Annotated in this window: 16 protein-coding genes and 1 pseudogene; 7 read left to right on the top strand and 10 right to left on the bottom strand. The window is 62.6% G+C overall.

The window, feature by feature from the left end:
• Positions 1-22: 22 nt before the first annotated feature.
• From KBX07_RS00785 to rho, 6 genes and pseudogenes are all read right to left on the bottom strand, one after another.
• A pseudogene (locus KBX07_RS00785) lies at positions 23-4,027 on the bottom strand (Pls/PosA family non-ribosomal peptide synthetase).
• A 288-nt stretch (positions 4,028-4,315) separates the two neighbouring features.
• A complete protein-coding gene (locus KBX07_RS00780) occupies positions 4,316-5,461 on the bottom strand; it encodes an MraY family glycosyltransferase (RefSeq protein ID WP_256002864.1) in 1,146 nt (381 codons plus the stop codon).
• Positions 5,462-6,127, bottom strand: coding sequence for an L-threonylcarbamoyladenylate synthase (locus KBX07_RS00775; protein WP_255995955.1), 666 nt, complete (start codon positions 6,125-6,127; stop codon positions 5,462-5,464).
• 13 nt (positions 6,128-6,140) lie between these two features.
• Positions 6,141-7,076: a HemK/PrmC family methyltransferase gene (locus KBX07_RS00770; protein WP_256022601.1), complete on the bottom strand. Its 936-nt coding sequence runs from the start codon at positions 7,074-7,076 to the stop codon at positions 6,141-6,143.
• Between the two features lie 11 nt (positions 7,077-7,087).
• Entirely contained in the window at positions 7,088-8,170 is a 1,083-nt protein-coding gene (gene prfA, locus KBX07_RS00765; RefSeq protein WP_005290571.1) for a peptide chain release factor 1, read from the bottom strand.
• Positions 8,171-10,030, bottom strand: coding sequence for a transcription termination factor Rho (gene rho / locus KBX07_RS00760; protein WP_256022600.1), 1,860 nt, complete (start codon positions 10,028-10,030; stop codon positions 8,171-8,173).
• A gap of 256 nt (positions 10,031-10,286) precedes the next feature.
• Here rho and KBX07_RS00755 point away from each other — a divergent pair, with 256 nt between their 5' ends.
• A complete protein-coding gene (locus KBX07_RS00755) occupies positions 10,287-12,026 on the top strand; it encodes a long-chain fatty-acid--CoA ligase (protein ID WP_256022599.1) in 1,740 nt (579 codons plus the stop codon).
• Between the two features lie 19 nt (positions 12,027-12,045).
• A complete protein-coding gene (locus tag KBX07_RS00750; protein WP_256022598.1) occupies positions 12,046-13,191 on the top strand; it encodes a glycerol dehydrogenase in 1,146 nt (381 codons plus the stop codon).
• A gap of 266 nt (positions 13,192-13,457) precedes the next feature.
• Here KBX07_RS00750 and thrB read toward each other — a convergent pair whose 3' ends face one another.
• Genes thrB through argS form a run of 4 tightly spaced genes read right to left on the bottom strand, consistent with a single transcriptional unit; the run spans position 13,458 to position 18,853 of the window.
• Positions 13,458-14,387 carry a homoserine kinase gene (gene thrB, locus KBX07_RS00745; protein WP_256019739.1) on the bottom strand — a complete coding sequence of 310 codons (930 nt, stop codon included), beginning with the start codon at positions 14,385-14,387 and terminating at the stop codon, positions 13,458-13,460.
• A 2-nt stretch (positions 14,388-14,389) separates the two neighbouring features.
• Positions 14,390-15,766, bottom strand: coding sequence for a homoserine dehydrogenase (locus tag KBX07_RS00740; RefSeq protein WP_256022597.1), 1,377 nt, complete (start codon positions 15,764-15,766; stop codon positions 14,390-14,392).
• 11 nt (positions 15,767-15,777) lie between these two features.
• Positions 15,778-17,124: a diaminopimelate decarboxylase gene (gene lysA, locus KBX07_RS00735; protein ID WP_256022893.1), complete on the bottom strand. Its 1,347-nt coding sequence runs from the start codon at positions 17,122-17,124 to the stop codon at positions 15,778-15,780.
• 58 nt (positions 17,125-17,182) lie between these two features.
• Positions 17,183-18,853 carry an arginine--tRNA ligase gene (gene argS, locus KBX07_RS00730; protein WP_256022596.1) on the bottom strand — a complete coding sequence of 557 codons (1,671 nt, stop codon included), beginning with the start codon at positions 18,851-18,853 and terminating at the stop codon, positions 17,183-17,185.
• 172 nt (positions 18,854-19,025) lie between these two features.
• On the opposite strand from argS, the gene KBX07_RS00725 reads away from it, so the two are divergent.
• From KBX07_RS00725 to KBX07_RS00705, 5 genes are all read left to right on the top strand, one after another.
• Positions 19,026-20,795, top strand: coding sequence for an L-lactate permease (locus KBX07_RS00725; protein ID WP_256022595.1), 1,770 nt, complete (start codon positions 19,026-19,028; stop codon positions 20,793-20,795).
• 55 nt (positions 20,796-20,850) lie between these two features.
• Positions 20,851-21,636 carry a (Fe-S)-binding protein gene (locus KBX07_RS00720; protein WP_255995938.1) on the top strand — a complete coding sequence of 262 codons (786 nt, stop codon included), beginning with the start codon at positions 20,851-20,853 and terminating at the stop codon, positions 21,634-21,636.
• Positions 21,633-23,237 (top strand): LutB/LldF family L-lactate oxidation iron-sulfur protein, encoded by a 1,605-nt coding sequence (locus KBX07_RS00715; RefSeq protein WP_256022594.1) that lies wholly within the window; start codon positions 21,633-21,635, stop codon positions 23,235-23,237. Before KBX07_RS00720 ends, KBX07_RS00715 begins: the two co-directional genes overlap by 4 nt.
• Positions 23,224-23,871, top strand: coding sequence for an LUD domain-containing protein (locus tag KBX07_RS00710; protein WP_255997291.1), 648 nt, complete (start codon positions 23,224-23,226; stop codon positions 23,869-23,871). Before KBX07_RS00715 ends, KBX07_RS00710 begins: the two co-directional genes overlap by 14 nt.
• Positions 23,872-24,036: 165 nt before the next feature.
• On the top strand, positions 24,037-25,653 hold the full coding sequence (locus KBX07_RS00705; protein WP_256002881.1) for an alpha/beta fold hydrolase: 1,617 nt from the start codon (positions 24,037-24,039) through the stop codon (positions 25,651-25,653).
• Position 25,654 lies beyond the last annotated feature (1 nt).

Below are 25,654 nucleotides of genomic sequence, written 5' to 3'. Positions count from 1 at the left end.
TTTTCCTACTTCATCAACTGCATCAAACGGCGGAATAGTGCGCATCTGAGAGAGTGACCTTGCCTGATTGATCGTCTGCCGGCGCTTCGTCTGCTGGCGCTTCTACGTGCGCGACCGGGTTGCCGGACCAGACAGTATCCGCGGGGATACCGTCGTTGCGCAAGACCAGGGAGCCCGGTTCGATCGTGGTTCGATCGCCTAGGGACGATCCTGGCAACATGAAGCTGTTCGGGCCGAGGGTGGCTCCCATGCCCAACTCGACGGTCTCCAAGGCCATCACTCTGTCGTGGAACAGGTGGGTCTGCAACACGGTTCCGCGGTTGACCGTGGAACGGTCGCCGAGCTTAATCAAGTCGAATTCAGGCAGCCACCACGATTCACACCAAACGTGCTTGCCAATATGGCAGCCCATCATGCGCAGCCACCAGTTGTGCATAGGGGAACCCAGCGACATCCGGATCAAAGACGGGATAGCAAGCAGCTCGGCGAAGTTGTCGACGAGCTCGCCGCGCCACACGAATGTGGAGAACAGCGTGTGGTCGCCTGGTTTGAACCGTCCGACCAGCAGCTACTTCGCAACAATGGGAACAATACTTGCAATGATTCCGGCGGCAAGCACAACCGGGAACACCCACAACAAGACGGCGTTGAATCCAGCCTGACCCATGCCTGCACGCATGTAGATCTCGGTGAGCACCCACACGATGAACAGATCGAGGTACGCCGTCACCATGATCGGCACGATGCGGAACGCCTCGACGACTGCGCGGGCCACCTTGAGATAACGCGGTGGCTTGAACGTGTGAGCCACGTCGGCTTCGACGTGGGCGCGGGGAATCTCACGGATGGAACGTCCGAGCCACGAGGTGCCTCGGCCCGGCCGGTATGGGGAAGAAGACAACACTGCGATGAGGGCGTCTTCGGGAAGATCGTGATCAGCACCGACAATTCCGGAGTTACCGACGAAGGAGCCGTCGCTCACCACCGTCGTTCCGAGGTGCACCCATCCGTTGCCTTGTCGTGCAGCACTGCACAGTGAGTGGTCCGCAAGGAAGCATCGGTCGCCGATGGAGGTCAGGTGCGGAATGGTCTCGACGGTTGAGATCTCGGTGTCCTCGCCAACACGAGCACCAAGGATGCGCAGGAATGCCGGGGTCAACCACCCTGCGTACATGAAGTAGGTGGAGGTCAATGTCTTCTGCAGGAGAGTGTGGGTCATCCACACCGCCCAGCCAGTAGTGCTTCGCTGCGGGAAGTACCCGGGCTGGATGAACACAGAGCAGAACCGCACACTGAGCACGACCAAAGCGAGCCATGTCACCATGACCAGAAGAATGAAGACTGGTGTCCATGCTGCGAGAATCGGAAACACATCTTGGTACCGGTCGCGGGACCACACTGTCGGATAGATCAGCAAGATGCCAGGCAGACTTGCCAAAACGGGCAGTAGCGTCATCCACGCCATTCCTGCACCGAAGTAGATACCGCGCTCGAAACGGTTCACCAGTGTCACAGAGCCGCGGCGTGCAGCTTCCTCCGGAGAAAGCTCCGGCCACGTCAATCCGGCTTCGCCGCGGTCTGCCAGTGGTGATCCACCGTAAAGGCGACCCGGAGCGACCTCACCGGAAACACACGAGCCCGAGAGGATTTCGGCGTTGGCACCGATGCGGGAGTTAGGCGTGACAAAGGTGCGAAGGCCGACACGGACCCCATCTTCGATATCGATGCTGCCAAGGATGAACGTGTCCCCTTCAATCCAGTGGCCCAAGATATCGACCTCTTGTTCCAGCGACACTCGATCGCCGATTGTGGCCAAACCGGTGACGGGTGGCATGGTCGCCAGTTCTCCGTCGCGTCCGACCGCGTTACCCAAGAGACGGAAGAACAGCGGAGCCATCGGGGTACCCAGAAGCGTCTCGAGCTTCAAGTACGTGACGTACCGCTCGGCAGCCCACACTCGCATGTGCGTCCACCCGCCGCGGAGGTACTCGCCTGGACGAATACCAATGGTGAGCAAACGTGAAACAAGCGTGGCTTGTGCCATCTTGCCGGGTAGCGAGAACAGGACGATCCAGCCAATGAGCAGCGGCCAGAAAGGAAGTGCCGGGACCCACGGGGCATCCAGGAATACGTCGAGCGCCCATACGACCAGTAACGCACCGACCACGTAGCGCGCCGCGTTGACGAGGTAGATTCCGCACACCCAAAGGAATTGGAATATGCCCGTCCACCAGGGAATCTTCTTCGGTGTCGGACGAGGTTCCAGCGTCGCATTCAAGGTCTCAAGGTAGGCGGCCATGTCCTCGAGAGTCGGGTTGTCGTACAACGCGCCGATATCGAGTGCCGGGTAGTCCGCTCGCAAGTCGACGGCGAGCTTGGCCAATGCGACCGACGACCCGCCATTCTCAAAGAAGTTGGCATCTGCTTCGAGCGGAACAGGACCCAGCTGGTCTGCCCACTTGCCTGCGAGCCAGTGCAGCTCAGGGGACAATCCAGCGGTCACTTCTCCGGAGTCTGGCAGCGGCCATGGCAAGGCACCCCTGTCCACCTTTCCCGACGTTTTCATCGGGAGCGAATCCATGACGCAGATCGACGGTGCGATGCCGCCCGGCAGCACTGTGGAAAGGTGAGCGCGAACCTCCTGGAGGTCAAGCTCACCCTCAGCAACGACGTAGCCGACGATGATGTCCGATCCGGCCGCAGTAGTCTTTTTCGCGGCCGCGGCAGCCGAAATGCCCGGCGTGCTGGCCAGGGCTCGGTCAATCTCACCGAGCTCCATTCGTCGACCACCGAACTTGATCTGATCATCGGTGCGCCCGGCGAAGATCAATCCGTCTCGCTCGGCGACGACGAGGTCTCCTGTGCGGTACGCACGGTCCCACCCAAGGGCAGGGATGGGAGCATACTTCTCTGCGTCCTTAGCAGGGTCGAGGTACCTACCAAGGCCGACTCCCGCGACAACCAGCTCGCCCGATTGTCCCCACTCGACCGGCTGCTCGGTCTCAGGATCGATCACCGCGAGTTCCCAGCCGGGTGTAGCTCGGCCGATTCGGACCGGTTCGTCGTTTTCAAGTCGTTCCATCTTGTGGCCCGAACAGATGACTGTCGTTTCGGTCGGCCCGTAGGTGTTCCACAATTCGCGTCCTGGCGCGACAAGGCGGTTCACAAGTTCCTTGGGTAGTGCTTCTCCACCGAAAATGAGGAGGCGAACCGCGCTGAGGGACTCGGTGGGCCAGAAAGACGCGAGCGTAGGAACAGTAGACACCGCAGTGATTTCGTGCTCAGTGATCCACTGCCCCAGGGCGTCTGCCGAGCGGACAATGTCGCGCGGAGCAGCGACCAGGGTCGCACCGTAGCGCCATGCCAGCCACATTTCCTCGCACGAGGCGTCGAAGGCAACGGACAGTCCGGCCATGACGCGGTCTTGCGGTCCAAGCGGAGCATCCACAAGGTACATCCGGGCTTCTGCGTCAACCAGGGCAGCTGCAGAGCGGTGGCTCACCGCAACGCCTTTCGGTTTACCGGTGGAACCGGAGGTGAAGATGATCCATGCGTCATCGCTGAGACCCGGGCGTCCGGGTTCTACCTGTGCGCCGACTTCACGGTGCATGGTGAGCATCAGGCGCGCGCCGTACACCGCCGCAACATTGGCTTCTTCCCACACAGTCGTGGCGCGTGAATCTGGGTCATCCCAGTCCACAGGCACGTAAGCAGCCCCGGCACAAATGGTTGCCAGAATTGCCACGTAGAGGTCGGTCGTTCCCGACGGCACGCGGATTCCAATTCGATCACCGACACCGATTCCGTAGCTTGCAAGAATCTCGACCTGTTCATCGATTCGCTCGGCAAGCTCCCGGTATGTCAGCGTGCCATCTGAACCGGACAGTGCCGGGGCATCTGGAAACTGATTGACAGTTTCCATAAAGATGTCGACCAATGTCCTGGGTTCAGGGACTTCCTCGACACCGTAGATAGCTAGTGACGGATCATCGAACTCGTCCGATGTCCGATTGTCCTCTGTATGCACCGCAAACCTCCTAGTGCAAGTTTCGATCGGCAGCAGTAGGCATCACAGTTGACTTCAAGCTAGGAAACGCTGAACCGTAACGGATGACTGCTACCTGATACATCAATTATTCAGCTCTTAGACTTCATTTAAGGAGTGCCTATTAAAGCAGTTTAATGTTGCGTTTATCAACTCATTGAGCATCGAGGGACCTTGCATGTCCACAAGATACCTCCAAATCATTAAAACTGCTTGGAAGAACCTTAGGCGAATGCCAGTTATTGATAAGATGCAGGTCCCTCGGGCGCACTATCCCTCAGATTGCGGGCCGATCTTTCCGCGCATCCACGGTACTGAGGTCGCCGCGATCGCTAACACGAGTGCGGTTCCCGTGAATGCCGCCGCATAGCGCGCAGGCACGATGGAGAAGCTCACGGTACCGAACGCGATAGCAGTCACCCACATATACAGGACGAGAACAGTGCGCCGGTGGGTGTGGCCGAGGGCGAGGAGTCGGTGGTGAATGTGCTGCCGGTCCGCCGAGAAAGGGCTCTTCCCTTGAGATACGCGGCGGATCACGGCCATGACTAGGTCGATGACAGGTAGCGCAATCGCGGCCACGACGACAATGAACGGGCTGATCAGCGCCACGAAGTCCGCGGTGCCATACAGAGACATGTTGATCTTGCCGGACGCAGAGATCGACGCTGCCGCCAACAGCAGGCCGATGAGCATTGCTCCGGTGTCCCCCATGAAGATCCGGGCAGGTTCAAAGTTGTGCGGAAGAATGCCGCCGCAGATGCCCACGAGACCGGCACAGATGATTGCCGGCGGGTATGCGGACACGGCGCCGCCTTGGTCGTGCAGGACAGTCAAGGAGAACACCAGAATCGCTGCCCCGGCGATGAGCCCCAGCCCAGCGGAGAGGCCGTCGATGCCGTCGACAAAGTTGAAGGCATTGATCAAAGTCACAGTGATTAGCGTGGACACAATGATGCCTTGCGTCTGGTCGAGGATGAGCGTGGTCCCACCGTCGAAAGGCAAGTAGATGACATTGAACGACAGCCCCAGTACCGCCATGGTCACGGCGGCGAGCACCTGGCCGGCGAACTTCGGCAAAGCCGCGAGCTCGTATAGGTCATCGATGACGCCTACCACGACGATGAGGAATGCGCCGATGACCACAGCCGTCATCTCCGGCGTGACCGGAGCGAATCCGCGGGTCAGAGCTGGCAGCTGCATGGCCAGGAATACCGCGGACAAGAACCCGGTGAACATCGCCACTCCCCCGAGGCTCGGAGTGGGTTGGGTATGCACGTCGCGCTCGCGGATCTCGGCCACTCGTCCGGTGCGCACGAGCATGGAGCGCACGGGGCCTGTAGCCAGGTAGGTGATCACCGCGGCCACGAGGATCACCAGACCCAGCTCGCGGAGCGGGACGCCAGCGCCTGACATTTAGCGGTCTTTCCGCCGGAGTTGTTCAGGCGTCATTCCCAGAACCCCGCCGATGCGTTCCGGCGAGATCGCGCCTTCGCGCAGAATGATTGGGCTCGGCCCTGAGATGTCGATGATGGTGGACGGCTCCCCCACCTCTGCCTTGCCGCCGTCCAAGTAGACCTGAACAGCTTCGCCGAACTGGTTGCGCGCACCCAGCGCTGTCACGGGCGGTGCTTCACCGGAAATGTTCGCACTGGACACCGCCATGGGGCCGGTCTCGCGCAGCAACTCAATTGCGACTGGTTGAAGCGGCATGCGCAGCAGCACAGTGCCGCGCGTGTCGCCCAGGTTCCACGGCAAGGAGGGCGCTTCCGGCACAACGATGGATAGGCCACCGGGCCAGAAAGCTTCCACAAGGGTCTTCGCGGTGTCGGTGAACTCGCGCACGAGGCCCTGAATCGTGGTCCACGACCCGACGAGCACAGGCACCGGCATGTCCGGTCCGCGGCGCTTGGTGGCCAGCAGTTTCGCGCAGGCATCCGGGTTGAAGGCGTCGGCACCGATGCCGTAGACCGTGTCGGTAGGAATGACCACGCACTGCCCCGCGCGCACAGCGTTCGTCGCGGCCTCAATGCCTTCCTTCCGGCCCTGCGGGTCGAGGCAGTCGTAGACTCTGCTCGGCATGTGCGAATCCCTTCTAGTCGATTTCTCGTAGTTTACTCGCCGTGACAAACCGATCCCTGCCGGTTAAGTCCGCAAGGTTCTCGACGCGCTCAAACGCCCCGTGCTTATCGACGAGCTCACGCGTGCGGCCCGCCGTCGAGTCGTCATGCTCAATCCCGAGCTTTCCCCCCGGTGCCAATAAACGCGCCGCCACGGGGATGAGACCCCGGATAGCGTCCATTCCGTCAGCACCAGAGAAGACGGCTTCAGGAGGGTCGTGATAGATCTCCGGCTGCAAAGCGCCGGACTCTTCGGGTTCAAACGGCACGTACGGCGGGTTCGCCACCACAAGGCCGACTTTGCCGGAGTACTCCTCCAGCAAGTGCGGGTCGGTCATGTCACCGGAGATGATCTGGATCTCAGCACCGCGACCACCATGCTCGTCTGCGTTGGCTCGGGCCGCGGCAAGCGCTACGGGAGATTTCTCCACTCCGATGATCAAATCCGCATCGACACGTTGCGCAATATAGATTGCCAACGCACCCGAGCCCGTACCTAAGTCGACGGCGACCGGCTGAAACTCAGGGGCATCAATCTCATCGTCGGAGAGACTGTCGAGGTACTCCGCGAACGCCGCCACCGCCCATTCCGCGAGGACTTCAGTTTCAGGCCGCGGAATGAACACCCCTGGGCCCACTTTCAGATCATGGTTCCCGAACGGTGCGGTGCCGATGATGTGCTGCAGCGGCTCACGTTTCTCTCGGCGCGAAACGGCTTCCTCGAATCGGGCGAAGAACCCGTCGGGGATCTCCGTGGGAGAGGTGAATGGTAAGGAGATGTGGCTGGATACGTCGAGAAGCGATGCGGCAATGAACCGCGCATCGTAGGACGGCGAGGCGACCCCTGCCTCGGTGAACCTGCGCTCAGCTGCCGACACTGCATTGGCGAGCTCTGACGAGTTCCAGCACACCTTGCGTCTCCTTACTGCTCTGCTTCGAGGCGCTCCTGGCGCTCGTGGGTCTGCAGCGCGGTGATGATGTCGTCCATGTTGCCGTCGAGCACCGCGTCCAAGTTGTTCGACTTGTAGTTGATGCGGTGGTCCGAGATGCGGTTCTCCGGCCAGTTGTAGGTGCGGATGCGCTCAGACCGGTCCATGGTGCGGACCTGGGATGCGCGACCTTCTGCCGCTTCGGCTTCCGCCTTCTCACGCTCAAGCTGATCCAGGCGGGCCTGGAGCACCTGCATCGCGCGAGCGCGGTTCTGGATCTGGGAACGCTCTTTCTGGCACGTCACCACAATGCCCGTGGGTAGGTGAGTGATGCGCACAGCGGAGTCAGTCGTGTTGACTCCCTGGCCGCCCTTACCGGAAGAACGGTAGACGTCAACGCGGAGGTCCTTCTCGTCGATGTCGACAGCTTCGACCTCTTCCGGCTCCGGGTAAACCAGCACGCCGGCTGCCGACGTCTGAATGCGTCCCTGTGACTCCGTCACCGGAATACGCTGCACGCGGTGGACACCGCCTTCGAACTTCAGCATCGACCATGCACCGTCGCGGGAGGGGTTCTTCGCCTTCACGGCGACAGTCATGTCCTTGACGCCGCCGAGATCGGACTCGGACAGGTCCAAAACGTCCCAGGACAAACCAGCTTTCTCCGCGTACTTCTGGTACATGCGCGCCAGATCGCCAGCAAACAACGCGGCTTCCTCGCCACCGGCGCCGGCTTTGATCTCCATGATCACGTCATCGGCGTCATGCTCGTCGCGGGGCGCGAGCAGGTCAGCCAGCTCCTCTTCGAGGCGGACAATCTCGCCCTCAAGGCGCGTGGCCTCCTCGGCGAACTCCTTGTCCTCGGCCGCCATCTCTTGAGCTGCCTCAAGGTCCTCGCGGGCCTGCGTCAGCTCGTTATTGACGTTGATAATCGGCTGGAGCTGCGCGTAGCGCTTCGACAGCTTGCGGAAGAGATCCTGGTCGCCGACAACGTCCGGGTCACCCATTTGGGCCTGGATGCCCTGGTATTCGGAAACGTAGTCGTCGACAAGCGAAACCTGCGTGTTAGCTGCCATTTACTGGTACTCCTCGGTTTCCGTGTCGGCGGCCATCGGCGCGGACTGCGCCACGCCGACGAGGAACTCGCCGTTGTTCTTCGTCTTCTTCAGCTGCTTGATCATAAGGTCGATCGCCGCTTGCGGGTCCAGCGCAGAAAGAATGCGGCGCAGCTTGTGCATGACGCGCGCTTCCTCCGGTGCGAGCAGCAGCTCGTCCTTGCGGGTGCCGGACGGGTTGACATCGACCGCTGGGAACACGCGGCGCTCGGCGATCTTGCGGTCGAGCTTGAGCTCAGCGTTGCCGGTGCCCTTGAACTCCTCGAAGATCACGGTGTCACCAGCGGACCCGGTCTCCACCATGGCGGTAGCGATGATGGTCAGCGATCCGCCGTCCTCGATGTTGCGCGCTGCACCCAGGAACCGCTTCGGCGGGTAGAGCGCGTTGGAGTCCACACCACCAGAGAGGATGCGGCCCGACGCCGGCGACGAGTTGTTGTACGCGCGGCCCAGGCGGGTGATGGAGTCCAGCAGGACCACAACGTCCTGGCCCATCTCCACCAGGCGCTTTGCACGCTCGATGGCCAGCTCGGCGACAGCGGTGTGCTCGCTTGGCGGACGGTCGAAGGTCGATGCGATGACCTCGCCCTTGACGGAGCGCTGCATGTCCGTGACTTCCTCCGGGCGCTCATCCACAAGCACGACCATGAGGTAGCACTCCGGGTTGTTGTGCGCGATCGCGTTCGCGATGTTCTGCAGAATCGTCGTCTTACCGGCCTTCGGCGGGGACACGATCAAGGCGCGCTGCCCCTTACCGATCGGCATGACCAGGTCGATCACGCGGGTGGTCAGGATGTTCGGCTCCGTCTCAAGGCGCAGACGCTGGTTCGGGTACAGCGGGGTGAGCTTGTGGAACTCAGCACGCTGCTTCGCGTCGTCCACTTCCATCCCGTTGACCGTGTCCACTCGCACCAGCTGGTTGTAGCGCTGACGGTTACGGCCAGAACCGTGCGTGTGGCCTTGGCCGTTAGCCCGGACCTGACCGATCACAGCGTCGCCCGAGCGCAGACCGCAGCGGCGGACCAAGTTGTTGTTGATGAAGACATCAGCCTGGCTAGCGCGGTAACCCGTGGTGCGGACAAACGCGGCATTGTTGTCGACGATGTCGACGATACCCGCGATCTCCTGCAGATCCTCCGGATCGAAGTCCTGGTTGTTGTTGCCGCCGCCCTGGTTGTTGTTACCGTCGCGGTTTCGGCGGTTCCGGCGGTTGCGGCGGCCCCGGCGGCCGCCACCCTCACCGTCGCGGTTGTTATCGCGGTTATTGTTCTGGCGGTTGTTGCCGCCCTGATTGTCACGGTTGTCCCGGTTGTCACGGTTGTCGCGGTTATCACCGTTGTCGCGGTTATCACCGTTGTCGCGGTTGTCACGCTGGCCGTGATCGTCGGACTGCTGCTCGTCCTGCTGGTCGTTGCGGTCGCCGCGCTGCTCGGCACGGTGCTCGTGCTTGGCGCGGTTGCGGCGTGCACGGCGCGCTGCGGAGCGGGACTCGTAGCGCTGCTCATCGGAATCTGCGCCATCGTTGTCAGAACCAGACTTCTCGGAGCCAGACTTCTCCCCCTGCTCCGGGTTGTTCTGCTCGTTCTGCTCGTTCTGTGTGGTCGGCTGCTCACCGGATGCCTCTGCGGCTGCCTGCTCGGAAGCGCGCTGCTTGGCGCGCTGCGGCACGGTGCCGGTGGTGATGGCTTCAATCAGTTCGCCCTTGCGCAGGGCGGAGGTCCCCCGAAGGCCTTTGTCAGCAGCGATCTTGCGTAGCTCAGGCAGCTTCAGCGAAGCAAGGTCTTGGCGGTCCTGGCCCGCTGCGTTGTCCGTATCGGTCACGGATGTCCTTTCGTCTTATTGTTCACCGCGTCGCATCACGCGGTGTGGACGTGGCTCGTTTTTCCGGGGGCTTCAAACGTCGATAAGCATTTGAAGGCGCACTTTGAAGTGACAGCCCAGAAAAGGATTGATCGGACGCACGGCCAAAAATGGCGGTATGGGGAGCGCAGAAAATGCCGCTCGGGTCGCGATCTGCCGTTTAGTGTAACCCACGCCCACCACAATCGGGCAACGTGGTCGCGCTAGAGTGTACAACATGCTCTCCACGATGCAGGAAGTGCCTTTTTCCATCGGACGGATCCTCGACTTTGGAGCGTCCGTGCACGGTGGCACCAAGGTGACCACATGGCGCTCAGGCGAAGCGGAGGAAACGACCTTCGAGCTCATTGGAGCGCGCGCCGCTGCGTTCGCACACGCGTTGGAAGACAAGCTGGGCATTGACGGGGATCAGCGCGTAGGCACGCTGATGTACAACTGCGCAGAGCACCTCGAAGTGATGTACTCCGTTGCCGCGAAGGGCTCGGTGTTCGTGCCGCTCAACCTGCAACTTCTAGAAGATCAAATCGCCTACATCATCAACCACTCCGAGATGGAAGTCATCGTCGCCGACCCGCGTTTGGCAGGCAAGTTGGGGCGCATTTTGCCGTCGTGCCCGACGGTGCGCGCGGTCTGCTTCACTGGCTTGGGCGACATCCCCGAACTCGACGGGGTCGAGGTGCACGCATACGAGGCGCTTCTCGACGGCTCGTCCACCATCTACACCTGGCCCTCCCTCCCCGAGAACACCGCGGCAGCTATTTGCTATTCGACGGCGACATCCGGCGCCCCGAAAGGCATCGCCTACTCGCACCGTTCTATCTGGCTGACCGCTACCAGTCTTCGGTCGACCGACTCGATGGGGATCGCGAACGGTGAGTCCTTCCTATGCTGCATCCCGATCTACCACGTACTCAGCTGGAGCGTGCCGTTCACCGCGTTCCTGGCCGGCACTCCCCTGGTCTTGCCTGACTCGGACGTGTCCGCGCCGACATTGGCGAAGCTCATCGCCGGCACCCACCCGCGTGTCGCCCACGGCGTGCCCACCCTGTGGATCCAGCTCATGGTCCACTACCTGCACAACCCGCCGGAGCGCATGTCCTTGACTGAGCTCTTCGTGGGCGGCTCCCCTGCCCCGCCCGCGCTGATCAAGGTGTGGGAGGAGCGCTACGGTGTGGACGTCATCCACGTCTGGGGCATGACCGAAACCTCCACTGTGGGCACGGTAGCCCGCCCACCGTCAGGCGTCGGTGGCGAGCGCCGCTGGGCCTACCGCATCTCCCAAGGCCGGTTCGCCCCCTGGCTGGAATACCGAGTGGTCAACGAAGGAAAGATCGTTTCCCGCACCGACCGCAACAACGGTGAAATCCAGGTCCGCGGCAACATGGTCGCCGCCTCCTACTACCAGCCCGCCAACCCGGAGGCGCTCGAGCGGGCACAGTCCTTCCGCGGTAAAGACGCCAACGACGATGAGGAGCACTTTACCGCGGACGGCTGGATGCGCACCGGTGACGTGGGCACGGTGACTTCCGACGGATTCATGACGCTCTATGACCGCTCCCGCGACGTCATCCGCTCCGGTGGCGAGTGGATCTACTCCGCCCAGTTGGAAAACCTGATCATGGAGGCCGACGAAGTCGTCGAATGCGCCGTCATCGGCTACCCCGACAAGAAATGGGGCGAGCGCCCCTTGGCAGTGACAGTCCTGCACGCCGACGTGACCCCGTCCGTCGACTTGGCCAAGAAGCTTCGCAAGGAACTCCACCAAGAGCTGCCGACGTGGATGGCGCCGGAGTACTGGACGTTCGTGGGCTCCATCGACAAAACCTCGGTGGGCAAATTCGACAAGGTGGATCTACGCGGCCACCTCTCACGTGACGAATTCGACATTATCGCTCTACCTGGGCCGGGAACCCGCAGTGCGGCAAGTTCTGAACAATCCGAAAACACAACCTTATAAGCCGGCGTAGCGTGGAGGCATGGCTACTACACCGGATATTTTCTCCAGCCCATCCCGCTACATCCAAGGCAAAGGTGCCATCCACGAACTGGGCACCCACCTGAAAAAGCTCGGCGATAACCCGCTGCTCGTCTCTGACGACACGGTGTGGGGCATCGTCGAAAAGCAGCTCACCGACGGCTTCAAAGAAGCAGACCTGCCGCTGACCCGCGTCGGGTTCGAGCGTTTCGCCACCGCCAAGGCGGTCGACGAACTGACCGAAAAGATCAAAGAGAACGACCACGACATCATCGTCGGTGTCGGCGGCGGTTCCGCTATCGACGCCGCGAAGGCCGCCGGCTACCTGGCCGACATCAAGTGGGCATCCGTTCCCACCGCCGCATCTTCCGACGCACCGACCTCGACACTGGCCGTGATCTACACCGAGGACGGCGCCTTCGACGAGTACCGCTTCTACCCGAAGAACCCGGACCTCGTTCTCATCGATACCCAGATCGTTGCTGGCGCACCCGTGGAATTCCTCATCGCCGGCATCGGCGACGCACTGGCCACCTGGGTCGAGGCCCGCGCCGCCGCCCGCGGCAACGGCACCACCATGAACGGCGGCCACCCGACCCGCGCTGGTGGCGCATTGGCAAAACTGTGCTGGGACATTCTCTGGGAGCACTCTTTCGCAGCAATCGACTCCGTCAAAGCTGACGTGGTCACCCCCGCCCTCGACGCAGTCGTCGAAGCCAACACCCTGCTCTCCGGCCTGGGCTTCGAGTCCGGCGGTCTCGCCGCAGCGCACGCCATCCACGACGGCCTGACCGCGGCCGATCAGACCCACGGTCTCACCCACGGCCAGAAGGTCAACGTGGGCACCTGCGCCCAGCTCATCATGGAGGGCGCTGATGCCGAGGAGATCGAGGACTTCATCGCCTTCACCACCAAGGTGGGCCTGCCGAACTCCCTGACCGAAGTCGGCCTCTCCCCCGACGACACCGAAGAGCTCGAGGCAGTGGCCAAGGCCGCCACCGCCGAGGACGAGACCATCCACAACATGCCATTCCCGGTCACCCCAGAACTGGTCGTCGATGCGCTCGTTTCCCTCGAGTCCATCTCCCGTCGCGTCCGCGAGGACCGCGGCCTGCCGGAGCCGGTCAAGTACGTGGCTGAGCACTAAAGCTGCTCGCCCCCGTTCATGGGTCGGGCATGAGTAAAGGGCCAAGGGCGTGATGCCCTCGGCCCTTTGGCATTCCCGGGTTTTTCGATCCGTGCACGAAGCGGTGCGGCCGGTGCGCGCGGCCGGTGCGGAAAAGTTGACAAACCGGATTTCCGCCTAGAACTGTCCACGCAGGTCAGAGAGTTGTTGGCCGTTTAGGCCGGATCGCGGATGTCAACTTTTCCGCAGCCTACGCGGACCCTGCGGGCCCACGCGGCCCTGCGCGCCTACGCTCGGGAGAACTCGGCCGTGACCGGCCCGGCGATCTCGAGGTCGAGGACGCGCAAACCGTCCGACTTCGCGGACTCGATAATTTTCGGGTCGATCGGGTCGCGGTGGAGCACCATCGCGGTCGGACCGGCGCCGGACAGGTACGCGGCGTAACCGCGGTTGCGCAGGCGGTTGACCCACTCAGCCGTGACCGGCAGAACGTCGGCGCGGTAGGGCTGGTGGAGGCGGTCGCGGGTGCCTTCCCACAGCAGCTCCGGGTGGTGCTGGACCGCCACCGTCATCACGGCGGTACGGGAAACGTTGAACCGCGCATCCGTATGGGTGACATGCGACGGGAGCACTTTGCGCACCGCGTTGGTGGACGCGTGGAAGCTCGGGACCAGCGCAGTCGCCTTGATGTCAGGGTGGACTGGAAGCTGAACGGCGCGGTAGACGGGATGCGATACACCATCGACAGGGATGTCGGTCCAGCTCACCACGGCCTGGCCCAACACACTGGCCGCGGCGTTATCCGGGTGCCCCTCAAACGAGGAGCTGATCTGGACGATTTCCTCGGTGTCCAGCACGTCGCCGGCGAGAGTATTGGCGGCAACCACACCAGCCACAGCCGCCGAGGCAGACGAACCAAGCCCGCGCGACTGCGGAATATTGTTCGTGCAGGTCACCTTCAACCCGGGCGCGTCGACATCAGCGGCCTTCAACCCCTGGCGAATCGCCTTGACTACCAGGTGGGAGTTATCGCGGGGCAAGTCGTCTGCGCCTTCGCCGAAGATCTCCACCTCAAGACCGGAAAAGGTTACTTCCACCTCGACGGTGTCGTAGATCCCCAAAGCCAACCCGAGAGTGTCAAAGCCGGGACCCAGGTTTGCCGAGCTACCGGGCACGGTCACGCGAGCACGCAAGCCCACCTCAAGATCGGTGCTCATGACTACTCGGCAGCGTCGGCGTCGAGGCGGATGACGGAGTTGACGGCCTTGACGTCGTCAAGCGTGGCCAGTTCTTCGACGATCGCCGCAAGCTTGCGCTCAATCGACATGTGCGTGACGACGATCAGGCGCGACGCATCACCGTGCTCTTCCTGACGAACAGCCGAAATGGAAATGCCTGCATCAGCGAAGCGGCGAGAAATATCCGCAAGGACACCTGTGCGGTCCTCGACCGACATGTCGATGTGGTAGCGCGTCGGCACATCGCCGAAGTCTGCCACCGGGTAGTGCGCGTAGGGGTTGTCCGCCGGGGCGCGGCCGCCGTGAATCTTGTTGCGGGCAGCGCCGACAAGGTCACCGAGCACAGCGGAAGCGGTGGGCGCGCCACCAGCGCCGTTACCGTAGAACATGAGACGGCCAGCGGCTTCAGCCTCAACGAAGACAGCGTTGTAGGACTTGTCGACGCTCGCCAGTGGGTGCTCGTTCGGCACCAGCGTCGGGTGGACGCGGGCGGCGACGGAAGTGGTGTTGCCGGCATCGTCGAAAAGCCGCTCGCAGATCGCCAGCAGCTTGATGGTGAAGCCGGCGTCCTTAGCTGCCTCGATGTCCTCGGCAGTGATGTTGGTGATGCCCTCCGCGTGCACGTCGTCGTAGGTCACGCGGGAGTGGAAGCCCATCGATGCCAAGATGGCGGCCTTAGAGGCGGCATCGTGGCCCTCGACGTCGGCGGTCGGGTCCGCCTCGGCGTACCCCAGGCGGGTGGCTTCCGCCAGTGCCTCGTCGTAGCTCATACCGGTCGACGCCATCGCGTCGAGGACGTAGTTGGTCGTGCCGTTGACAATGCCGGAGATGCGCTGGATCTGGTCGCCGGCGAGCGAACGGCGCAGCGTTCCCACGACGGGGATTGCGGCGGCAACGGCTGCTTCGTAGTAGAGGTCAACACCGGCCTCATTAGCGGCGTCGGAAAGCTCGTCGGCGTGCGCCGCGATGAGAGCCTTGTTCGCAGTGACCACGGACTTGCCGGCCTTGAGCGCGGCGAGAACGCACTGGCGCGGGTACTCGATGCCGCCAATGACCTCGACCACGACATCGATGTCGTCGCGGTCGATCAGCTCCAAGGCGTTGTCCGTGAGCGCGATGTCCGGGAAGAGATCGAGCACTTCGCGGCGCTTGCCCAAGTCAGACACAGCGACACCACGAACATCAATGGGGCCGCCGATGCGCTGCTCCAAATTGGAGGAGAACTCGCTAATCAGGCGGAGCACCTCAGTGCCCACCGTGCCCATTCCCAGAACAGCGACACCGACCGGCTGGCCGATGCCCTTGCCCGGGTAATTACCGTTGTGTCCCTCAGCGCTGTGAGTGGTCTGTGAAGTCATGGTTCTCGAGTCTACAAAACCTCTCGAGCGAGGATGTCCTCTACCGTCTCCCTACGCACCATCGGAGTGACTACGCCATCTTTGACGCTGACGACGGCCGGCCGGCCGAAGCAGTTGTAGTTCGATGCCATGGAATAGCAGTAGGCACCCGTCGCGGCGAGTGCGATGAGATCACCGCGGGCAATATCGTCCGGCCACAAGGCGTTATTGATGAGGATGTCGCCGGACTCGCAGTGCGCACCGACCATGCGGGTGGCCTGCGGAGTGCCGCCTGTGAGGCGGTTGACCACACGTGCGTCATAATCTGCGCCGTACAGGGCGGTGCGGATGTTGTCGCTCATACCGCCGTCGACGGCGATGTAGCGGCGCGTCGCCTCATCAGTCACGTGCACGTCCTTGACCGTGCCCACCGAGTACACAGTCACAGCGGCGGGGCCGGCAATGGCGCGGCCCGGCTCAACGATGACCTCCGGCGGGGTGATGCCAAGCTCCTCCGCCTTCTCGGCTACGGCTTTGAGCAAGTCCTTCGCCACGTCATCAACGGCGAGCGGCTGCTCCTCGTTGGTGTAGGCGATGCCGTAACCGCCGCCGAGGTCGAGGTAGCCGAGCTCCAGGCCCAGCTCGCGGTAGATCTGCGCATACAGCCCCAGTACACGCGCGGCGGCGAGCTTGAATCCCTCCGCGTCAAACACCTGGGAACCGACGTGGCAGTGCAGACCGGTCAGCCGGACGTTGTCCGCCTCACGGGCGGCCACGGCGGCGCGGTAGGCGGAGCCAGAAACCAGCGACAAACCGAACTTCTGGTCTTCGTGGCTGGTGGCGATGAACTCGTGCGTGTGCGCCTCCACACCGGGTTTGACGCGGATGAACACGTCCTGCACCGTGCCTTCCTCACCGGCGATGCGCTCAAGCTCCTCGAGCTCCTGGTGGGAGTCGATGACCACTTCGCCGACACCTTCGCGCACGCAGCGGCGCAGGAACGAATCGGGCTTGTTGTTGCCGTGCACTGTGATGCGCTCTGCCGGGAATCCCGCGTGCAGGGCAATGAGGAGCTCGTTCTCGCTCGCCACGTCGAGCGACAGTCCCTCCTCGTTGACCCAGCGGGCAATGTGAGTGGTCAGGAATGCCTTGGAGGCGTAGTGCACGTTCTCCGGTTTGCCGTAAGCGCGAACCATGTCGCGGCAGCGGGACCGGAAATCATCCTCATCGACAACCATCACAGGGGTGCCGTACTCAGCTGCAATGTCCGGCAGCGGCACGCCGGCGATAGTGACTGTACCGTCGTCAAGCCGCTGCGCGCTTCGTGGCCACACATGGGCGGGCAGGTCGTTGAAGCACCCGGCCTCATTGTGGCGCATGCGCAACAGGTCATCGCGCGACAGGTTGGCAGTGTTTAGAACGGGATCGAGCATCGGTCTACATCCTCTCCGGAGCGGTCACGCCGAGCAGGCGCAGAGCATTGGCCAGCACCTGGCGCGAGGCCGAGGCGAGCGTGAGACGGGCGGCGTGAATCGGCTGCGGGTCCTCCCCTGCCTTGGGCAGGATCTGGCAGGCGTCATAGAACTTGTGGAAGACGCTGGCCAGTTCCTCGGCGTAGCGTGCGATACGGTGCGGTTCGCGCAGCTCAGCCGCTGCCTTGACGACGGCAGGGAACTCGCCCAGCGTACGAATCAGGTCGCCTTCCTTCTCGTGGGTGAGCAAGGACAGATCAACCTCTTCATTGTCGTCCGAGCTTGCGAGGACGACACCGGCCTCGGCAGCCTTACGTGCGATCGACGCCAGGCGCGTGTGGCCGTACTGCACGTAGTAAACGGGGTTGTCATTGGACTGCTTCTCCCACAGGTCCAGGTCGATGTCCAGAGTGGAGTCGACCGAGGAGCGCACCATCGAATAACGCGCGGCATCCACGCCAATGACATCCACCAAGTCGTCGAGGGTGATCACGGTCCCGGCGCGCTTGGACATCTTCACCGGTTGGCCGTCGCGGACCAGGTTGACCATTTGGCCGATGAGGACCTCGACTGACTCCGGGTTGTAGCCCAGCGCCTGGGCTGCTGCGCGCAGGCGGGCGATGTAACCGTGGTGGTCCGCACCCAGCATGTAGATGGCCAGAGTGTGTCCGCGGTCGAACTTGTCTGCTACATACGCGATGTCGCCAGCTATGTATGCGGCATCACCGTCGGACTTGAGCACGACGCGGTCTTTGTCATCGCCGAAGTCGGTCGAGCGCAGCCACCACGCTCCATCGTTTTCATAGAGGTTGCCGTTGTCCTTCAGCGTCTGGATCGCACGGTCCACAGCTCCGGACTCGAACAGGGAGTTCTCGTGGAAGAAGACATCGAAGTCGGTGCCGAAGTCGTGCAGGGACTGTTTGATCTGCGCGAACATCTTCTCGACGCCCTCGCGCCGAAAAGCTTCTTGCACTACCGCTGCATCGCCCTCCAGGATGCCCGGGTTCTCCGCGACAACCGCGCTGGCAATGTCGGCGATGTACTCCCCGCCATAACCGTCCTCGGGGGTCGGCTCATTCTTGGCTGCAGCTACCAGGGAGCGGGCAAAGCGGTCGATCTGGCCGCCGTGGTCGTTGAAGTAGTACTCGCGGGTCACCTCCGCGCCGGAGAATTCCAGCACACGGCCCAACGAGTCACCGACGGCTGCCCATCGGGTGCCGCCCAGGTGGATCGGGCCAGTCGGGTTGGCGGAGACGAACTCCAGGTTGATTTTCTCCCCGTCGTAGATGTCCGAGCTGCCGTAGGCCTCCCCCTTCGCCAGGATGTCGGCCACAATGCCACCGGTGGCAGCAGCCCCAAGGCGCAGATTAATGAAGCCGGGGCCGGCAACATCTGCGGAATCGATCTCGGGGAGGGCGACAAGAGCGTCGATAAGCCAGCCGGCGAGCTCCCGCGGGTTCGTCCCTGCTTTCTTGGCCACCTGAAGTGCGACATTGGTGGCGTAATCGCCGTGCTCCGGGTTGCGGGGCCTCTCGACGGTGACCGTCTCCGGGACGACGGAGGAATCAAGCCCGTGGGCATCGAGCGTTTCGGTAGTAATGGCGCGGACAGTCGCGGCGAGGTCAGCAGGGGTCATGGGCAGCAAGTCTAGATCAGGGGCCGGACACCGGCAGAACTGGCAGGTGCGCTGCTCATCCTTTAATGAAACTGGGTGAAAATCTCCGTTTTCCTCCGGACACACGCGGCTACTGGAATACTTTGACTGCATTATTTTTGCCCGTGCAAAGTATTCGCAGAGGAGATGGTCAATGGGGACCTTTCAGATTCACACCGACGCAGTAGCGGGAAGCGTAGGACTATCCGCACTTGTGTCGGTCTTGCCGCTGTTGGCGTTCTTCGTCATGCTGCTGGGTTTCAAAGCGCGCGCTCACACGTCCGGTCTGGTTGCGCTGGGCGTGGCGCTGCTTGTTGCTGTGCTCGGCTTCAATATGCCGGTCGGCATGGCAGTATCGTCCGCGTTCCGCGGCGGGCTCTACGGACTCTTCCCTATTGTCTGGGTGATCCTCACCGCGATCTGGTTCTACCAGATCACCGTGGCAGCCGGCCGGTTCGAAGACCTTCGCAGGGTGTTCGACAAAATGGGCAACGGAGATGTGCGCATCCAGACGATGCTCATCGCCTTTTGTTTCGGTGGCCTGCTTGAAGCGCTCGCAGGATTCGGCGCACCGGTGGCCATTACCGCGACGATGATTCTCGCCCTCGGCATCCCCCCGCTGAAGGCGGCATCGATTGTGCTGATCGCCAACACCGCCCCCGTTGCGTTCGGCGCGGTGTCCATCCCGATCACCACTGCCGGTGAGGTCGGTGGCCGCACCCTCGAGCAGACAGAGAACATCGCTGCGATTGTCGGCCACCAAACCCCGTTCCTGGCGTTCTTCGTGCCGTTCATCATTGCCTTCCTGGTAGACGGCGGACGCGGCGTCCGCGAGACCATCCCCGCCGCCGTCACCATCGGCCTGTCCTTCGGTATTGCACAGTGGTGGACCTCCAACTACTTCGCTTACCAGCTCACCGACGTCATCGCCTGCATCGTCGCCCTTGGCGCGGCGTTTGTTCTGCTGCAGTTCTGGAAACCGGTCGGTGTGCCGGAGCTGCGTGAGCGCCTTGGCCTTGACCAGCCGGACGCAGACGTAGCACCGAACGCGGGGACAGGAACCCACGGCGACGATGCCGAGACCGAGGTAGCTGGTTCCACCGCGATCAAGACGCGCGCTGAAGCAGCAGATGAGAGCCTTCCCGGCAACCGCGTCTGGATGGCACTGATGCCCTATGCCGTCGTGGTGTTCATCTTCGGCATTGCCAACTTGGGCACGACGATCCCTGAATGGCTGAAGTCGTTCAAACTGGCCATTCCGTGGCCGGGGATTGAGACAGGCCGCATCCTCAGCTCTACCGGCACCGACGTCAAGACCGACTACACCTTCGCCTACCTGCACAACCCGGGCACCCTGCTGGTCATCTCCGGGCTCATCGTCGCGTTGGTCTACATCATCTTCGACGAGAACGGCCACTACCAGCTCAACTGGGCCCAGGTGGGCAAAGAATTCGTGGACACGGCCTACCGCATGCGCTGGTCCGCGCTGACCATCGTGGTGGTTCTCGCGCTGGCGTACGTGATGAACTACTCCGGCCAGACCGTGACCATTGGTTACTGGTTCGCAGGCCTCGGCCCCGCGTTTGCCTTTCTCGCTCCGATGCTGGGGTGGATCGGCGTGGCGGTCACCGGATCGGACACGTCCGCGAACGCGCTGTTCGCCAACCTTCAGGTCACGGCCGCCGAGCGCCTGGACCTCAACCCGGATCTCATGCTGGCGGCCAACACCACCGGCGGTGTCGTGGGCAAGATGATCTCCCCGCAGTCCCTCGCCATCGCCGCCACGGCGGTGAACATGGAGGGCAAAGAGTCGGAGCTTTTCAAGAAAGTCGTCGGCTGGTCCTTCGTCTTCTTGCTGGCTGTGTGCACCATGGTCTTCCTGCAGACGAACGTGCTCAGTGCCCTAGCGCCCGCTGTGGGCTAAAGGGGAGTAACCTCTACGCTGACTGGCCGGCAACCCACCCAGAAAGGAGCCACCAGTGCGTGTAGCCCTATTTTCCACCTGCATCGGGGACGCCCTGTTCCCCGATGCCCACAAGGCGTCTGCCTTGGTTTTGTCCCGCCTCGGATGCGAAGTCGTCTTCCCGAAAGAGCAGACCTGCTGCGGACAGATGCACATCAATACCGGGTATCAGAAGGAAGTGGTGCCCATTATTGAGAACTACGTTGACGCGTTCGCGGACGATTCGATCGATTACGTTGTCACCCCGTCCGGCTCCTGCACTGGTGCCGTCCGCGAGCAGCACGTGCGCATCGCTGACCGTTACGGTTCCAAGGGGCTTGTCGACGGTGCAACGCGCGCCGCAAACAAGACCCTGGACCTGTCCGAGTTCATCGTGGATGTCATGGGCACCACCGATGTGGGAGCGTTCTTCCCCCACCGCGTGACCTACCACTCCACCTGCCACTCCCGCCGCATGATCAAGGTCGGCAGCCGCCCGACGGATCTGCTGAAGAACGTCGAGGGCATCGACTTCGTCGAGCTGGACAACGTCGAAGAGTGCTGCGGTTTCGGCGGCACCTTCGCGGTGAAGAACGCCGACGTTTCGGCGGCGATGGTCAGCGACAAGGTACGCCACATTAAGGACACGGAGGCCGAGTACGTCACCGCTGGCGACTCGTCCTGCCTGATGAACATCGGCGGGGCTATGTCCCGCCAGCACTCCGGCATCCGCGCGATCCACATTGCGGAGATTCTCGCGTCCACCCGCGAGCACCCGTGGACGCCGACGTCGGCTGCATACTCGAAGGAGAAGATGCTGTGAAGGTCTCACTCGGCACCCCCACTACCCCGCCGCATGCCCCGCATGAGCCGGGTCACTTCCGCGAGTACGAGAAGTTCCAGAAGAACGCGAAGCACGAGCTGAACAACTCTACGCAGCGCCGGAATCTGCACCACGCGACTACTCAGATCCGTCTCAAGCGCCAGGGCGTTGTCGACGAGCTGGATGACTGGCAGCAGCTGCGTGAGGCAGGCTCGACCATCAAGCGCGACACGTTGGCTCGCCTGCCGGAGCTGCTCGAGCAGTTCGAGGAGAACGTCACCGCCCGCGGCGGCCACGTCCACTGGGCGCGCGACGCCCGCGAGGCTAACCAGATTGTCGCCGACCTGGTCAAAGCCACCGGTGAGACTGAAGTGGTCAAGGTCAAGTCCATGGCGACTGCAGAGATCGCGCTGAATGAGGTCCTCGCCGAAGACGGCATCCACGTTCAGGAGACCGACTTGGCGGAGCTCATCGTCCAGCTGGGCGAGGACTTCCCCTCCCACATCGTTGTGCCGGCCATCCACCGCAACCGCGCAGAGATCCGTGACATCTTCACCGAGAAGATGCCTGGCGCTCGCCAGGACCTCACTGAGGACCCTTCGGAGCTGGCGGACGCAGCGCGTTCCTTCCTGCGCGACCAGTTCATGAAGGCCAAGGTGGCTATCTCCGGCTGCAACTTCGGCATTGCAGAGACCGGCTCGGTCTCTATCGTGGAGTCTGAGGGCAACGGCCGCATGTGCGTGACCCTGCCGGAAACTTTGATCACGGTGATGGGCGTCGAAAAGCTCCTGCCTTCCTTCGACGACCTCGGCGTGTTCATGCAGCTTCTCCCCCGTTCTTCGACCGGTGAGCGCATGAACCCGTACACCTCGATTTGGTCGGGCGTGACCGCGGAAGATGGCCCGCAGGAGTTCCACATTGTCCTCATGGACAACGGCCGCACTGCCGCGCTGTCCAACGAGATCGGCCGTGAGGCTCTCAAGTGCATCCGCTGCTCTGCATGCCTGAACGTGTGCCCGGTCTACGAGCGCGCTGGCGGCCACTCCTACGGTTCGGTCTACCCCGGCCCGATCGGCGCAATCCTCACCCCGCAGCTGGCGGGCATGGATTCGACGGATGACGTCACCGCGTCGCTGCCATACGCGTCCTCGCTGTGCGGCCGCTGCGACGAGGTCTGCCCCGTTAAGATCCCGATCACCGATGTGCTGCTGGAGATGCGCCACCAGAAGGTGAAGAACCACCGTCCGGCACTCGAGGGTTCGATGTTCTCCTCCATTGGCTTTGTCATGGGCAACCAGAAGCTGTGGAACCAGGCGGTGCGCATGGCTGCTGCCGGCCGCATCCTCGGTGGTTTCAACGGCGTGATTGATTCGCTGCCGCTGTTCATGTCTGGCTGGTCCGACTACCGCGACACCGCGGTGCCGCCGAAGAAGTCCTTCCGTGAGTGGTTCGAGTCGGATGAGGCGCAGCAGTTGCTCGCGGATGCCCGCGCACAGGGTGCTGCCCGCAACACTGACCCGAATTCTGACTCCGTCGCAGCTGACACCATCGAGGACAACGCCTCGACCAACCAAGGGGAGGCCCGCAATGACGAGCGCTAAAGAGGAAATTCTCTCCCGCATCCGCGACGCGCAGAAGCTCGCAGACGCGCCTGCGAGCGTCGAGCACTCCCACGAGTACCGCACTGAGTCGTCGCTGGGCCGCGACGAGCTGCGTGAAATCCTCGTCGACAGGCTCGTGGACTACAAGGCCGATGTGATCCAGTGCTCCGCGGACGAGCTGCCGGGCAAGATCGTCGAGGTACTCCACGACCGCGAGTGCGACGACGTGCGCTACGCGCCGGGCCTGGAGAAGTCGCTTTTCGACGGTTTCTCCGGCACTGCTGCCCCGGACGAGTCTTCTGTGGACCCGCGCACCCTTGGGGACGCTGATGCGGTGGTCACCAGCTCTGTCGTGTCCGCTGCACAGACCGGCACGATCGTGCTGCAGTCCGACGTTCTAGAGGACGGCCCCGCCGTCTGCGGCCGTCGCTCCCTGTCCCTGGTGCCCGACCGCCACTTGTGCATCGTGCCCATGGACACCGTGGTCTACGGCGTGCCCGAGATGTTCGGCAAGATCGACCCGTACAAACCGGCCACGCTCATCTCTGGTCCGTCGGCAACGTCCGACATTGAGCTCGTGCGTGTGGAAGGCGTTCACGGCCCGCGCGACTTGATCGTGTTCGTGGTGGATTAATTACCGGCTGCAACCGCAGCCAGAACACAAATCGGCCCGCACCCTCCGAGTGGAAGGTGCGGGCCGATCTGCTGTCATTTCCCGTGCCGCGCTTTTCTCGCGCGCAAGATTTATTATGGGCGACATAGTTTTGAAAAGGATTCTTCTTACCTGGGAGGTATCGCAGTGTTCACCGTATTTTCCTTGAAGCGGGCGGCAACTGTCGTTGCGACAGTTGCCGCAGCCGCAACGATGGCCGTCATTCCGGCGGCCGGAGCTCAGCCCGCACCGAAGATTACGTGGGAAGACTGCCCCGCCACCGTTGACGTCGCCGGCGCTCAGTGCGGCCGGATTGATGTTCCGATGCGCTACGACCAGCCGGACGGCCGCACGATCTCGCTCGGCTTCCTGCAGATCAAGGCGCAGCAGCCAGCAGAGAAGCGCGGTGTACTCTTTGGTAACTCGGGCGGCCCTGGCGGCGATGCCTACACCTACTTCGGGTCGAAGAACGTCGGGTACAACTGGCCGCAAGAGATCCGCAACGAGTGGGACTTGGTCGCCGTGCAGCCACGCGGCTTGGCGCACTCCACTCCCCTAGAATGCCAAGACCCGGCGACCGGACAAGATCCGCTGGCGGTGGTGCGCGACACGGTCGACTCCGTGACCAACATGGGCGGATACGTCCGCCGCAGCTGCCAGACCGGCGGCCCCGGTTACCCGGAGTCCATCACCACGGACAACAACGCGCGCGACTGGAACATGGTCCGCCAGGCTCTGGGGTACGACAGGATCTCCATCATGGGCTTGTCATACGGTACGTTCCTCGGGTCTGTGTACGCCACGATGTACCCGGCCAACACTGACAAGGTCGTCCTGGATTCCGCAATGGATCCGAACATGGCGTGGAACGACGTCCTGGCGTCCCAGCAGGGAGGCTACGAGACGGTGTTGCACGAGTACTTCACCTGGCTGTCTATGAACGACGACAAGTACAAGATGGGTGATACCCCGCTCAAGGCCTACCAGTACTGGTCCCGCCAGATCGTCGCCGAGACCGGCACGAACCCGACGCTCGTTCCCCCGCCGGCGCGCGTGGGTGACCTGCCTCCGGGGCTTGCAAGCTCCGGCCAAGCTGGCGCAGACCTTTTGACCGCCACCGGCAAGGCCCGCGTGGAGGGCGAGAACGTGGTCAACATGATTCTCAACCCCGGCGCGAACCAGGCCAACTCCCAGTTGCTGCTCATGACCCGCCTGCTCATCCCGCAGCCGAGCCAGTGGCACCTGCTGGCCACCATGACCAACGGCACGGCTGGCCAGGTCGGTGAGGTTCCTCCGCCAGCAGTCGCTGAAGAGCTCAAGCTGTCACAAATGCACACCCAGCAGTTGCTCTCTGTGCAGACCTGCAACGAGAACATCACCCCGCCTGACTACTCGCTCATCCCGCAGGCTTTGTACACCAATTACATCTCCGGGGACATCTTCACCGCCATCAACGCCATGTACAAGAGCGGATTGATGTGCAACGGGGCTGCACCGGTCGTTGGACGCCCGCATCTCGACGGTTCCAAGCTGGCCGTGCGTCCCCTGCAGATCAACGCCACGCGCGATCCGCAGACTGTGTACGCTGGCCGCGGCACCCTGCACTCCACGATGGGCACGCAGTTGGTGACTGTGCACGGCCCGGGCCATGGCCACGTAGCGTTCGGCAACCCCGTTGTTGATCGCCTCGTGGTGGATTACCTGCGCACCGGCCAGGCAACCACCCTCAACGCGCCCGGCTACTTCGAAGCACAAGGACAATAGA

It is taken from the genome of Corynebacterium sp. CCUG 70398 (assembly GCF_024454055.1).
Lineage (GTDB): Bacteria > Actinomycetota > Actinomycetes > Mycobacteriales > Mycobacteriaceae > Corynebacterium > Corynebacterium genitalium.
Note: the sequence above shows the minus strand (reverse complement) of the source record. Positions and strands in the feature narration are given on the sequence as shown.